This is a genomic window from Sporosarcina sp. FSL W8-0480, from assembly GCF_037963765.1.
In the GTDB taxonomy this organism is placed as follows: domain Bacteria; phylum Bacillota; class Bacilli; order Bacillales_A; family Planococcaceae; genus Sporosarcina.
In genome coordinates, this window is record NZ_CP150166.1 from 3173167 (window position 1) to 3187528 (window position 14362).

Annotated in this window: 5 protein-coding genes; all 5 read right to left on the reverse strand. The window is 43.5% G+C overall.

Annotation, left to right across the window (positions count from 1 at the left end; translation table 11 throughout):
* Window positions 1-204: 204 nt before the first annotated feature.
* Window positions 205-1911 carry a DUF4855 domain-containing protein gene (locus NSQ43_RS16035; protein WP_339251836.1) on the reverse strand — a complete coding sequence of 569 codons (1707 nt, stop codon included), beginning with the start codon at window positions 1909-1911 and terminating at the stop codon, window positions 205-207.
* 91 nt (window positions 1912-2002) lie between these two features.
* The gene (locus NSQ43_RS16040; protein ID WP_339251838.1) at window positions 2003-3472 is read right to left on the reverse strand and encodes an S-layer homology domain-containing protein; all 1470 of its coding nucleotides are present in this window, start codon (window positions 3470-3472) and stop codon (window positions 2003-2005) included.
* A 113-nt stretch (window positions 3473-3585) separates the two neighbouring features.
* A complete protein-coding gene (locus NSQ43_RS16045; protein ID WP_339251840.1) occupies window positions 3586-5589 on the reverse strand; it encodes an S-layer homology domain-containing protein in 2004 nt (667 codons plus the stop codon).
* Window positions 5590-6105: 516 nt separating this feature from the next.
* Window positions 6106-10143, reverse strand: coding sequence for a S8 family serine peptidase (locus NSQ43_RS16050; RefSeq protein WP_339251842.1), 4038 nt, complete (start codon window positions 10141-10143; stop codon window positions 6106-6108).
* Between the two features lie 193 nt (window positions 10144-10336).
* Window positions 10337-14350, reverse strand: coding sequence for a S8 family serine peptidase (locus NSQ43_RS16055; protein ID WP_339251844.1), 4014 nt, complete (start codon window positions 14348-14350; stop codon window positions 10337-10339).
* Window positions 14351-14362 lie beyond the last annotated feature (12 nt).

Below are 14362 nucleotides of genomic sequence, written 5' to 3' on the forward strand. Positions count from 1 at the left end.
CCGGGGGGCGGGCGGTGAGCCAATCGAACCACGGAGAGTTCGATTTGCCGTATTTCTGCGTACTTTGCAGAAATTAAGGCATCCTGCTCGCAACGCTGCGCTTTTGCTCGCAAACGCCGTTCTTCGTAACGGCGTTCGCTAATCCCCTCGGAGTCGCCGCCTTCCGCTACAATCAACGGAGACTCCACTTATATTTGCAAAGGGTCACTGCTCTTTCTCTTTATCAAAAAACGTCTCCGTCAGTTGCTCATACCAGCGTTTGTAAATGGGGTTTTCAAAGGTCGCCATTCGTTCGACCATGTTCACTCCCTGGTAGAACATCATTCCTTTTTCATCTAAGCCGTAGCGTTTCGACATATCCATGTAAAGGTCGAATGCTTCTACGCCTTGTTCGGCTTTGTCGTTATGGTAGGAGTCGATTTCTATCGTGATACCTGTACCGTATATTTGTGCATTCAGGAATGCGCGGTGCAATCGTTCTTCTTTGTTGTTGATGTTTGATCTGAATGCATTCGGTTGGAGGAATGCGGCGTCGAAGCCGTAGTCTTTCCATTTATAGAAATTTGTTGATGTCGCGTGTGGTGAGTAGATGAAGAATTTGTCATTCTTTTTCAAGATGCTTGAAATGGATGAGATGATGACTTCATCGTCTACTGTACGGACTGTTTCGCTTAGCCAATAGAATCCTTTGAAGTTCAGATTCTCATATTTACCTGTCTCGAAACGTTCCATTACTTCCTTTACATACCAATTGGCGAGGTCGTATCGGGCGTATACGTCACTTCCGGCGCTTTCGCCGTTGAATTTGATGATTGGCTCGTTTCGTTTTGGATAAGGTATTGCAATGTAGACGTCGACTTTCCTGTTCAAATGTCTTGCGGTTGAATTCAAGTTTACAACGGCTCCATCCTGAGCAAATGTCCGTTCAATGTAGGTTCTCCAATCTGCGTAGTTTGCATGGTTTGATGGCCCATCTACGAATTGGTCGTTGTTTTCATTGTATCGGAGCCCTAAAATGACGAAAGTGTCGAACATATCTTTCCGCTCGCCATCTTTTAGCTTCGTCTTCAAGTATTGATTGAAGAAATTTGTAGAGAATTTCTCTGTTTCATTGAAACCGTTGTAAATGAGCACTCCGCTGTTCAGATTGGTTTTATCTGCAGCCGCAATCGTTTGCGGGTATTTATTGAATTTATTGCTTTGCGGGTGGACTGTCCCTTTTGGATAATAGAGGGCAAGTTCGATTGCGTCATCGACATTCTGGACGACTTCGACGAGTTCACCATCGTTTCTCACTTCGTAAGCGACCGGCTTCTGATATACCCTGTAAAGGAATGCACTGAATTGCCCGCGCGTTACCGTTTCACTTGGACGGAATGTGCCGTCGTTGTAACCGGTTGTCACTTCTTCGAATGCAATCGCGTCTATGAATAGGAAATAAGGATCTTCATATGGCACATCGAAAAATTGACTTGCGCCCTTCCCTTCATATCCATAAGCAGTTGCGAGCATTTTCGACATTTCGTCACGAGTTAGTGGCTCGTCAGGATGGAAATAGCCCTTGTCGAGTGAAAGCCAATTGTTTTCGAGTGCAATCATGATTTCTTTGTAGCCGGGTGAAGTTGGTAGTAGGTCTTCGACTGGTGTTGGTTCCTCGTTGAGTTCGTAGAGATCGAGGACTCTTGTTAACATGACTGCTGCGTCTTTTCGTTTGATGTCGAATCCAGGTCTGAAGTAGCCGTCAGAGAACCCTCGGATTACATTATGTTGTGCTGCGAATTGGATGTCTTTGTAGGCCCAGTATTGATAGGAAACGTCTTTGAATGTGGATGCCTGTGCGGTTGATGTCCCGATGATGGATAGGCATATGATGGTGATGACGAAGCCGAGTTGCTGTAAACGTTTTTTCATTCCACCTTCTCCTTCTTGTTGCAAGGGCACCAGGTCACAGCCACAATTAGCGTCCTTCCGCGAATTGTGGCTGCGCCTAATTCCCGTGAGATTAGTAATGTACTGTCACAGGACTAATAATATATGGAGCCGCGATAAAACCTGTTACCACTTTTCCGTTAACCGTAGTCTTCACCGGATACCAGATGTAGTTGTTTGGTGATTTTGGATCCGTATCGTAGACTGGTCCACCAATAATCGTGAATGCGCCGTCTTTTATTTCAGTAAGATCCGAGTTGGAAGTTGCCTTTGATCTTAGGCCTTTACCAGTGTATTTGACGACCGAGCCCTCTTTAAGAAGTTCAGCAGATAACGTGCCGTTCCCCGTCATCGTAAAGGCTTTCGTATTGAATTCAATGTTGTCAGTAGTCGAGCCATCGTATGTGAAGTCATTGATTGACATGTTGATGGATTTGATATTTGTTGTTACAAAGCCATTGCTAAGTTTGCCGTAGACCCTTTCTTGGTAGGCGGTCGGATTTCTTTCGCCAGTCTCTTGATAGAACGGACTATTTTTCGGCTTTGTTCCGTTATAGGCCATGACTGCGAAGTACCAGTGCTCCAGTACTCTTCGGTCATTTGTGCCAATCGCCGGAAGGTCCGAACGCTTGAAATTTTCAGACAGGACCTTTATGCCCGCTTCGATATTGTATGCGATATCGTATTTTAGGCGTTCCGTGTCGAATTCGGTTCTGTTCGTTAATTGCATCAGACCGATACCGTTGTCATGACTGATTAATGGTTCGCCATTGCTTAAGAAATGTTTCCAACCGCTTTCGACTTCAACAATAGCCTTTGCAATTTCTGGTGGAACATTCGCTTTTCTTGCTTCTTTTGTCACGAGGCAATTTAATGTCTGGCGATCTGGATTCACTTTGCTTGCTGGGTTATAGCCGCAAGCGTTTACTGTTAGGCGTAAATTTTCGTTTGTCGCACGTGCAAGGAATGCAGCGAAGTGTGCACGTTTGACCGGATTTTCCGGACCAAAACTTGTTTTCGAATAGCCTTGAGTTATTCCGGCAGCAACAAGTTTGGGGATGTATGCATATCCCGCGGAACTGACCGGGACATCCGTGAATGTCATCGGTTCTTCTTCGTTCAATTCGAATGCTCTTGTAAGGAAGATTGCCATTTCCCCTCTTGTCACTATTTCTTCGGGCTTGAATGTACCGTCTGTAAAGCCTTTGATAATCCCTTTATCAGTGGCAGATTGAATTGCACCTGATGCAAAGCTTGATTTGCCGACGTCAGTAAAGATGGTTGCCCTATTTTCCGTTGGTAACTTTAGAGCTCTTGCAATCATGACCGCCGCCTCCGCCCGTGTTACGACACCGTCCGGATTGAACTTTCCGTCCTTGCCCAAAATAATCCCTTGGCTGGCCAAATAATTAATAGGTTCATAGAATTCATAAGTGGTTTTTACATCAGTAAAACCTTCCGCTTTGGCAGTACCGAGGCCAAGGCCAAGGCTACCTGTAACGAAAAGAGTGGCCGCTGCGATAGATGCTATTAATTTTTTCATTCAATTTCCCCTCCCTGTTATTAGACTACTATAATATTGTGAAGTTTGAAAGGTAAAGATAGGAAAAAGCCCCCCAAAGCTTAGACGCTCTGAAGGGCTTGATAGTTTCATAATTAGTTAATGAATTTGATTTCCGCAAGGAAGTTGTAAATGATTTTCGCCATTTGTGCACGGTTAGCGTCTGCGTTTGGACGGAACGTGTCATCAAGGTAGCCGTCAAGTAGGCCCGCTTGGTAAACGCGCTCAACGTGCGTACGTGAAGCTGCACCGATATCCTTGTTATCTTTGAATGCTGTCAATGCTTTCTTCGTGTCAAATGTCACTTTGTCAGCACCAACATAGTCGATTGCACGGCTGATCATGATTGCCGCTTGGTCACGAGTGATTTCTTCGTATGGACGGAATGTGCCATCAGTGAAACCAGCTACGATTCCAGCTTCAACGACTGCAGCGATTTCGCCGTTTTTGTTGAACGCTTGGCTTGCAGATACATCTGCGAATACGTTTGCTGATTTATCCATAGCTACGATACCAAGACCGCGAGAAAGGATAGCAGCGAACTCACCACGAGTGATCATCTTAGTCGGAGCATACTCAGTAGCTGTTACGCCGTTAACTACCATACGGGAAGCCAATGGATTAATGAACTCTTCAGCCCAGCTTGTACCTGCAGTGATGTCCGTGAATGACTTAGAGTGTTCGATCAATGTATAAACAGAGTTTGTAGAACGGTAAAGGTTCGCAGATTTTTTACCGTCAGTTACATATGTCGGCACTGCAGTAACATTACCTTTTGCATCAACTGTTACACCAACTGTTGTTAGTGGGTTTAGATCAGCTGAAGCAGGTAGTGAACGCTTAATCGGTGTTGGGAATACATTCAATGCTACAGACTTGCCACCTGGTGCCCCAACAGAAACGTTGAAGTCAAATGCGTCTGCAAGTACTTTGTAAGCCGCTTTGCCTGCAAGTGGGTTGTCCACTTTTGTTACTGAAACATTAAGTTTCAATTCAGCAGAAGCAACATCCAAGTCTTTAGCGATTGCAGTTAGGTCAAATGCATCAACTGGCAATTCGTATGCTACATCACCGAATTGAAGAACGATTACAGCATTGCTGTTTTTCTTAGAAAGTGCATTCAAGATAGTTCCAGGAATGTTAGCTTCTGTTGCGCCTGCCGGTGCATTAACGACTAACTCGTCGACTTTATCTGCATTGTTGATAGCATCGATAACTAATTGAGGGTTGCTGTCGATTGCGCCAGAGTCAACTTCAACTGAATTGTCTCCAGTTGTTGGTGGTGTAGGTGGGATTACTACGCCGCCTCCGCCACTGTTGTTACCGCCATCGCCGTCACCCGTATCCGGATTGACGATTTTATTGTATTCAGCAGCTAATTCTTTAAATGTAGCCTTTTGTGTAGGGGTAATTTTCGCTTCAGAAACAATTTCAGCTAAAGTGATTCCCGTTTGAAGTTTATCAAGGGACTTATTTACACCATCTTTGATAGGCTTATATTTTGCATTAGTGTAAGATACTTCAAATAATGCATCAATGAATTTATCAAACTGTGATCCTTCATCGTCCATTGTAGACAAAACTTCTTTCTGAACATCTACTAAATATAGGATGAAAAGGTCACGCAAGTCATCAGCATAAGCTTCTTGTCCAAATGCCTTTTTCAATGTTTCATCTGATACTTCATCTGTAAATGTTTCGAAAGCAGCTTTCATATCTACTGCAGTAACTGAGCTAGTAAGGAATTTGAACAATGCATCCACTACAGTTTTTGCATTAGTGTCAGATTTGTCTTTTAGAACGTCTTGAGAATAATCTTTCTTTTCAAGTTGTTCTTTAATTAATTTACGCGCTTCACGTAATTGGGCTTCCTTACTTTTTTCTGGATCGTTCTTATTCGGGTCAGCAGCTTTAAGATTATCAAAAGCTTTATCCAGATTGTTAATCAAGTCATTGATTTGTTTTTGGGCATCAGCACCAATTGGTTTAGCATCTGCCGCATTTACAGTTCCAGCACCAACAGCAAGAACTGGTGTCAATGCTACGGCACCGATCATTGTTGATTTTAGAACTTTAGAGCTAAAATTTGTCTTTGTCATTACTTCACCCCACTGTATATTTTTAACTACATATTTAATAGTCTAATATAATTCAGACATCAAGACAAGTTTGTTGATAATATTTGTCGAAATCTGCCAATTTTCTTGATGGTAGACCGTTTAATAATTTCATTCTGAAATAGAAGAATGTTACTGATTTTCATCGTAATACTACGACTTGCACAATTTTATCCGTACCGGTTCAATATATATGTATTCTTGTGATTTTAGAACAACTGCTTGTGTATTTTACTGCAGAAATCGAAAACCCACTCTATCAAAGAGCGACTACTTTTAGATAGAGTGGGTATTAATTTTAATGGGACCCGGATGATGTGTTTCCGCACCTCATCCGGTACTTTTCTATTGGTCAAACCTTTAGAAAAGCTCTTAAATACAATTTATCATGCAATCTATTAAACGTCAATTAATTTTTTAATAATTCACAGAAGTAAATTAGGTCCTTTTATTAAATAGAAGAAAAGATGAACCCGAAGGCTCTTCTTTTCCAAACTCTCAATCCAGCAATCGCAATACATCCAATGCACGGTAAAGCATAACCGCCGCTTCTGCGCGTGTGGCATTGTTTTTCGGATTGAAATTTCCGTTATTTCCTTTGATGATTCCGATTGCTGCTGCTTTGTAAACTGAATCGATAGCGAAGGATCCAATTAAACCATGGTCATTGAAATGTGCAGGCGATTTGATACCTTCAAGTTTCGCTTTATCTTGGTAGTTAATCGCCCGCATGACCATTGCAGCGATTTCTTCGCGCTTGATTGGCGTGTCAGGGTTGAACATGCCATCGGCCGAGCCGTTGACGATTCCAGCTCGAGCTGCTGCCTCTACTCCTGCGTATGCCCATTTCTTGCTTGCATTTACGTCTCTGAATTTCCCTTCATACTGTTCCAATGGAAGTTCGAGTGCGCGGGCAAGTAGTACTGCGAATTCCGCGCGAGTGATTTGTTGGTTCGTGCCAAATTCTGTTGCCGTTTTCCCTTGGATGATGCCTTTCGTAGCTAATACACTGATTTCTTTTACTGCAAATGTATTGGCAATATCTTTAAATACTGGTGGAGTTATGGGCTTCTCTTCCTTTGGTTTTTCCTCAGTAGGCTTCTCTTCATCCGGCTTGCCTGCTTCTGGAGTTCCGCCACCCGGTGCCGGCGGAATCATGATTGGCGGCGTAGAAGGACCCGGTACTACAACAACTGGTGCCTTATCCACTTCGACATAGATTGTTACGGGCTCAGCATTCCCATAGCTGACTGTAATTGTGGTTTTACCAGCTTTGACCGCCTTGACTGTACCTTCAGAAACAGTAACGATACTTTCATCCGCTACTTTGTATTTCGCTTCCTTTGTTACATCCTTTACCGCTGATTTAGTGTCGGATGTTGTAGTTGTTTCTGTTACAGTAAGTTTTGCTTCATGTGTTTCTATTAAATTCAATTCTGTTGGATTTACTGATAGTGCAACTGCCTTTGCATCTCTTTCGAAGATGACTGTTTCAGACGAATTACCAGCTGCGTCTCTAATTAATACCGTGACTTTTGCTGAATTGGTAATGTCATTGAAGGGTTCGGATTCAATATTAATGTTGAATGACCCATCCTGTTTCAGTGTAAATGGCAACTCCTGAATGTTTTCACCGTTGATAGATACAACATATAAGGCATTCAGCTTTTTATTCAAATCATAGTCAAGTCCGTATTCAGCCAGTGCTTCGTTGAATTCAATATACTTATCTGTGACTTTGCCGATTAGAGTGCCTTCATTAAATACACCTTCAACAACGGGTTTTGTGGACTTTACAAAAATTGGTCCAACATAGTCGTAAAGCACTGTAGGAACGCCAGATTTCGGTTTGGCTGTGTAGTCAAATGTGTAAAGGCCATCCGGAATCATAGTTTCCTCTGTATCATTCCATGAAGTATAGGTTCCCGGAATCATCAATTCGTATGATCCTGCTCTGAGTGATGGGCTTGAGTACATAAGACCAAGAGTACCATCGCCGTATTTCCCGCCATCCGAGTTCAAGATATCGTAGATTTCCAAGTAGTTCGTATCGACATCTCCGGTGATCGTAAAGTATAGCATTGCCTCATGTTTCACACCGACGCCGTTGAAGCTGAGATCTGTTTCCGAGATGCTCATATCTTTCAATTCAACTGGAATTTCCCCGCTGAAGTCTGCTGCAAATGGCAATGAAATATCGACATCTCTGCCTTTTATGTGGATATAACCTAATAGTTCATCGCCGACTTTTGCCTTTGAATTTGCCGAGGCGGTCAATGTTACATTCAAAAGCTGTTGGTTGTTGAGCATGAAATTGGGTTTGTCAATTGTTATTTTGGCGTCACCAAACGATTTGGTCACGTTAACTGAAACCTCGTAATCCCCGCCGATTCCCTTCATATCTTTTACAAGGATTTGCTTTGTAACCTTCAAATCCTTTGCAAGTGATTGGGCCCCAAAAGTAACTGTTCCTTTTAGGTTTTCTACGACCATATTTGATTCATCAAGGATTGCTTCATCTATTGCATAAGCAAGAATTTGTGGATGAGCAGCCGCGTAGGCATTAACTCGTCCTGCGCCTTGGGAGAATACATCATACTTTTTCGTGTCTAAGAGTTTTGCAGTGTTGGAAAGAGCGACTTTTACATCGAATGCATTCCAATCTGGATTCGCCTGTTTTATAAGTGCGGCGATCCCCGCAATATGTGGTGCAGCCATCGATGTTCCCGTTTTACGGGCATATGCCCTTTCGTACGTTTTCTCCGGGTAATCGGCTTTGTACATAGGAATTGTAGACATGATGTTAGTTCCAGGTGCACTCACGTCAGGTTTGATGTCGAAGTTCGGTGTCGAGGGACCACGTGAACTTGAGCTGTTCACTTCATCGCCAGCGATTAAGGTTTTATTGAATGAGCCGAAAGTGATTGTACCTTCCGCTTCTGTTAATGCTGCACGGATTGCTTCGCCGTCCGTTTGGGACATATCGAATGCCGGGATGAAATCGAAATCATCACCAAGGATTGTTTTAGATGGACCTGGCGCGTATGTGCCACCCGCATTGTTATGGATGATAACGGCAACTGCACCGCTGTTTTTCGCAGCTTCAATTTTGTCAACGAATGGAGTTTGACCGCGTGAAACTAGAGCAACTTTTCCTTTTACCTCAAGGTTTGCATAGTCTGTTGGTTGTCCGATCCCAGGGACTGCGACAATCTCGAATTCGCCATTAAGTTGAGTGGCGAGATCTTGGCCATATGGCGTACCTATTAGGTTTAACGTTTTCGTCAGATTATAGTTTCCCGCGTTGATGTTAACATCAACGTTGTAATGCGCTTCAGGATTTGTCGTATTTCCTACCGCGATACCAAGACGTGATGTGGATGGCGTTCCCATCGTTCCTCGTTTCGGACCGGTGTTTCCTGTGGCGATCACTGAGATTGTACCCGCCATCATTGCATTGTTTATGGCGAATGATCCAGCATCTATTTCAGTGTTCGCTTCACCACCAAGGGATAGGTTAATGATGTCCATTTTTTCTACAACCGCTGTGTCGATCGCTTTAATGATACCTGACATTGATCCGCTGCCGTATGCTCCAAGAACGCGGTATGCGTAGAGGTCGACTTTCGGCGCAACCCCTTTAAGGCCATATTCGTTGTTACCAATCGCTGCGATGATCCCCGCGACATGTGTCCCGTGGGAAGTATAGAATGAGCTTCTGTCACTGTTGAAGATTGGACGGTTCGCCGGGCGGTCAAGTGGTGATGTTTCGGAAGCATCGTCGTCAGCACGCGGGCGCGCATAATCGTTACCAGTATGCGGGACGAAGTTTTTGCCTCCTTTATAGATGCCTTCGAAGTCAGGATGGTCGGCGTCAATTCCTGTATCAAGGACTGCAACCTTGATGCCTTCTCCTTCAAAACCTTCTGCCCACAGCTTTTTGATTCCAAGCAAATCGATACTTTTGTCCATGTATGCGTCGACTTGTCCATCTGTTGGAGTCTCAGCTTTTTCCTCAAATGCATAAACAGTAGTGTCCGGTTCAATTAAAGTTACACCTTCGACTTGAAGTAGTTTTTGAAGATCGTCAGCTTTCACTTTAGCCGCAAAACCGTTTAGGACAGTGTTGAATGAATAGCCTTCTTTAAAGGAAACTTTGCGGGCTTGCATTTCCTTTTGGACATGGTTTTGTTGTACAATCACTTTTTGTTGCACTTTTGTTTCTTGGGCGGCAGTGAAGCTTTTCCCTGCCAATTCATTTATACCTTTTTGTAATCCTGCAGGCGTTTCTGATAGATGAACGATAACACCTATTTGTTCATCTCCCGAGAGTTCCATTAAATCCTTATGTAAAACTGGTCCGCTATTATTCAAGTTTAACTGTTCAGCAATAGCGGCTTTCATTTCTGCTATGCTTTCGTTTTCTGTTTTAGTTTTAAGCGGTGTTTCGTATTCTGCACTGGCACTTGTTGGAAATTGCGCCAACATGGATAGAATCAAAATGATTGATAGTAAACTTTTAAAAATTTTTCCCAATCCCCGTCACCCCTTACTTTTCAATGATGTTATTTGTCGCATTATTGGGGGTATACAACTATTATAATGTATCATTTATTAAGAGTTTTTGGTATAGACAGATTTGTACCAGTTCCCTGTTAGTATAGCAAAATGTCCAAGCGTAGTTATTCCAAAGAAAAAAGGGGCCAGGAGGCCCCTTTTTACGTTGCTATTAATCTAACAATCCCAATAATTCCAATGCACGGTAAAGCATAACTGCTGCTTCAGCACGTGTTGCATTGTTCTTTGGAACGAAATTGCCGTTGTTACCTTGGATAACACCAAGAGCTGCTGCTTTGTAAACTGAGTCTATTGCGAAAGTTCCAATTGATCCATGGTCGCCAAAGTTAGCCGGTGCTTCAAGGCCTGTAAGTTTCTCTTTGTTTTGGTATTCAATTGCACGGATTATCATAGCAGCAATTTCTTCACGCTTAACCGGTGCGTCAGGGTTGAAGTTACCATTTGCTCCGTTGATGATTCCAGCGCGAGCTGCTGCTTCTACCCCTGCAAATGCCCATTTCTTACTTGTGTTAACGTCCTCGAATCTACCCTCGAACTCTTCCAAAGGTAGGTCAAGAGCACGAGCAAGCAGTACTGCGAATTCTGCACGCGTGATTTGTGCATTCGGCGCAAACTCAGTTTCAGATTTTCCTTGAAAGATGCCTTTTGCTACAAGTGCATTGATTTCATTTGCAGCAAATGTGTTGGCAATATCCGAGAAGTCTGGAACTGTTGGTGTTTCACCTTCTGGTTCTTCTCCTTCAGGATTTTCACCTTCTGGGGTTTCACTTCCAGGGTTCTCTCCTTCTGGTTCTGTCGGTTCTGTTGGATTTGGATACTCAACGAACGGTCTTGATGCTATAACTGTTACTTCGAAAATGAAATCACCATATGTGACCGTGATTGTAGCTTCACCTAAACCTACTGCTTTCACATTTCCATCTTCCACTGTTGCTACGTCAGCATTCGATGATGTAAAACTTGCATCACCAGTTACATCCTCTTCAACTTCTGTACCGTCAGCTTTGATAAGTTTTTCAACTAATTTGAGTTGCGCTGTATTACCAACTACAATTTGTAGTTCATCGTGGTTTATAGAAACTACATGATCACCTGCTTTGTAAATCAATTCCTCAGCTTTATTACCTGCAGCGTCTTCATATTTCACTTTAACAGAGTGTTCTTCATTATTAAGCTCTGGAAGCTTGAATGTGAATTTCCCGTCTTGTTCCAATGTTACCGGGCCAGATGAGACAACTTCTTCACCATGTAATACTTCATAGGATGCTTTCAGTTTCGTGTTAATGTCGTATCCCATATTGTACCATTCGAGTTCCTCTTGGTAAGCGATATAGACGTCATCGATTTGGCCGGATGCTGTTTTGCCTTCGACTGCCCCAACGATAGTGCCTGCTGTTGATTTGACAACAATTGGTCCTACATAGTCACCGATTACTCCGGAACTTGACAATGCAGTGAAATCGATCGTATAGAGACCATCCGGAATTTTAGTTAAGCCGTTTCCTTCCCAAGGCGTGTAGTTTCCACCAATTCTTAATGTATACGAACCTGCACCTAAGGCTGTGCCCGCATGAAGGTAACCGATGTAGCCGTCTCCATACGCTCCGCCATCAGGATTCATGAAATCCCAAAGTTCAATATAGTTAATAGAAACATCGCCTGTAAGTGTGAAGGAAAGCGTGGCTTCGTCTTTCACACCGTCGCCATTGAAACTCAAGTCTGTTTCAGTGATTCGCATATCTTTAACTTCAGTTTTAGCGACTCCCCCGAAGTCTGCTGCGAATGGTAATGATGCAACTGTGCTTCCGCCTTCGATATTGATGTATCCGAGGAATTCATCGCCTGATTTCGTATTTGCTGCAGATGCTGTCAACGTGACGTTGAGTAATTGCTCGCCGGATAACGTGAATGTCGGCTTGTCGATTGTTATTTTTGCATCTTCGAAGCCTTTTGTCACTTGTACAGTTACGTTATATGTGCCACCGTTTCCGTTCTCATTTTTCACGAGTATCTGCTTTGTGACGGAGATGTCTTGTTTCAAATCTAAATGGCCGAAAGTCACTGTTCCTTTTTTGTTTTCTACTGTTTGTCCATCATTGTTTGCAGTGTCAATTGCGTATGCAAGGATCTCAGGGTGCGCTGCTTGGTATGCTTGTACGCGGCCTGCACCTTGCGCGAATACGTCATACTTGCTTGTATCAAGAACCTTCGCTGTGTTAGAGAGTGCGACTTTCACGTCAAACGCATCCCAGCTCGGATTTGCTTGTTTCATTAACGCTACAATTCCAGCAATATGTGGTGTAGCCATGGAAGTACCTGTTTTACGAGTGTAAGCTTGTTCGTAAGTTACTTCCGGAAAATCTGCTTTGTACATCGGGATTGTGGACATGATGTTCGTTCCCGGTGCTATGACGTCAGGTTTGATGTCGAAGTTCGGTGTTGACGGTCCGCGTGAGCTGGAGTTGTTCACTTCGTCTCCTTCTGTCATTGTTTTATCGAAATTGCTGAACGAGATTGTTCCTTCTGCTTCTGCAAGTGCTAAACGGATTGCATCCCCATCCGTTTGGGACATGTCGAATGTCGGAATGAACTCGAAGTCGTCGCCAAGGAATGTGCCCGATATTCCAGGTGCGCCTGTTCCGGCTGCGAAGTTGTGGACGATAATGGCTACTGCGCCGTTATCTTTCGCCGCTGCAATTTTGTCTACAAACGGGATTTCGCCGCGTGAGACAAGGACAACTTTACCGTTTACGTCAAGTCCTTCATAGTCTGAAGCTTGACCAATTCCAGGGACTGCGACGAGGTCGAATTCGCCGTTTAGTTGATCGGAAAGGTTAGCTCCGTACGTAGTCCCCATTAGGTTTAATCTTTTCGATAGGTTGTAGTCACCAGCCTCGATATTTATGTCACCAAAGTAGTGTGCTTCGGGGCTTGTCGTGTTCCCAACTGCGATACCAAGACGGGCTGTTGATGGTGTACCCATCGTTCCGCGACCTGGTCCGGAGTTACCTGTTGCAACGACAGCGATTGTGCCTGCAAGCATCGCATTGTTGATCGCGAATGAACCAGCGTCTGTTTCAGTGTTGGATCCGCCACCAAGTGATAAGTTGATAACGTCCATTTCTTGCTCTACTGCATAGTCGATTGCTGCAACGATTCCTGAATTGGATCCGCTACCATATGCACCTAAGACTCGGTAAGCGTATAGATCGACTTTCGGAGCAATCCCTTTTATGCCGTATTTGTTATTCCCGATTGCTGCTATTGTCCCCGCTACGTGTGTACCGTGGGATGTGTAGAATGAACTGCCTCTATCATTGAACTCCGGCGTGCCTTCTGGACGCTCTACTGGCGAAGTTTCGGATGCATCATCATCATCACGTTCGCGTGTGTAAGTACTGCTATTCGGAATAAAGTTTTTGCCGCCTTTGTAGATGCCTTGGAAGTCAGGGTGGTCGGCGTCAATTCCTGTATCAAGTACTGCGACTTTGATGCCTTGTCCTTCATAGCCTTTAGCCCATAGTGCTTCAATTCCAAGGAAACCGATGCTTGTATCCATGAATGCTTCAACTTGTCCATCCAAAGGTTTTACGCCTTCCATAGTTTCAGTTGCATCATTAGTTTCATCCTCAAAAGCATACACTGTAACGTCTGGTTCAACTAATGTAACACCTTCAATATTTAGTAACTTTTGAAGATCGTCAACTTTCACCTTTGCTGCGAAACCGTTTAATACAGTGTTGAATGAAAATCCTTCTTCATAAGCAACTTGAAGGGCTTTCAATTCTTTTTTTACATTTGCCTGTTGGGCACTAACTTTTTGCAAAGCTTTCTTTTTTTCAGCTGCAGTAAAGTTTTTGCCTGCTAATTCAGTAATACCTTTTTGAAGAGCAACAGGTGTCTCAGATAAATGTACGATTACATCGACAATTTCATCTCCTGATAGTCCCTGTAAATCCTTATGCAATATTGGTCCGCCATTTGCCAAATTCATTTGTTCAGCAATTGCAGCCTTAATTTGCATAGTGCTTTCGCTTTGTGTGTTCGGTTTGAACGGTTTAGTTTGTTCCGAATTTGCACTTGCCGTGTAAGGCATTGCCAATGAAAGAACAAGAACGAAAGCTAAAAAACTACTTAGTACTTTCATAAACCCCTTCTTTTCCAAGCCCATATCCCC

Coding starts and splice junctions, on each gene's coding strand:
- NSQ43_RS16040 (WP_339251838.1), bottom strand. CDS start 3,472: ATGAAAAAATTAATAGCATCTATCGCAGCGGCCACTCTTTTCGTTACA.
- NSQ43_RS16045 (WP_339251840.1), bottom strand. CDS start 5,589: ATGACAAAGACAAATTTTAGCTCTAAAGTTCTAAAATCAACAATGATC.
- NSQ43_RS16035 (WP_339251836.1), bottom strand. CDS start 1,911: ATGAAAAAACGTTTACAGCAACTCGGCTTCGTCATCACCATCATATGC.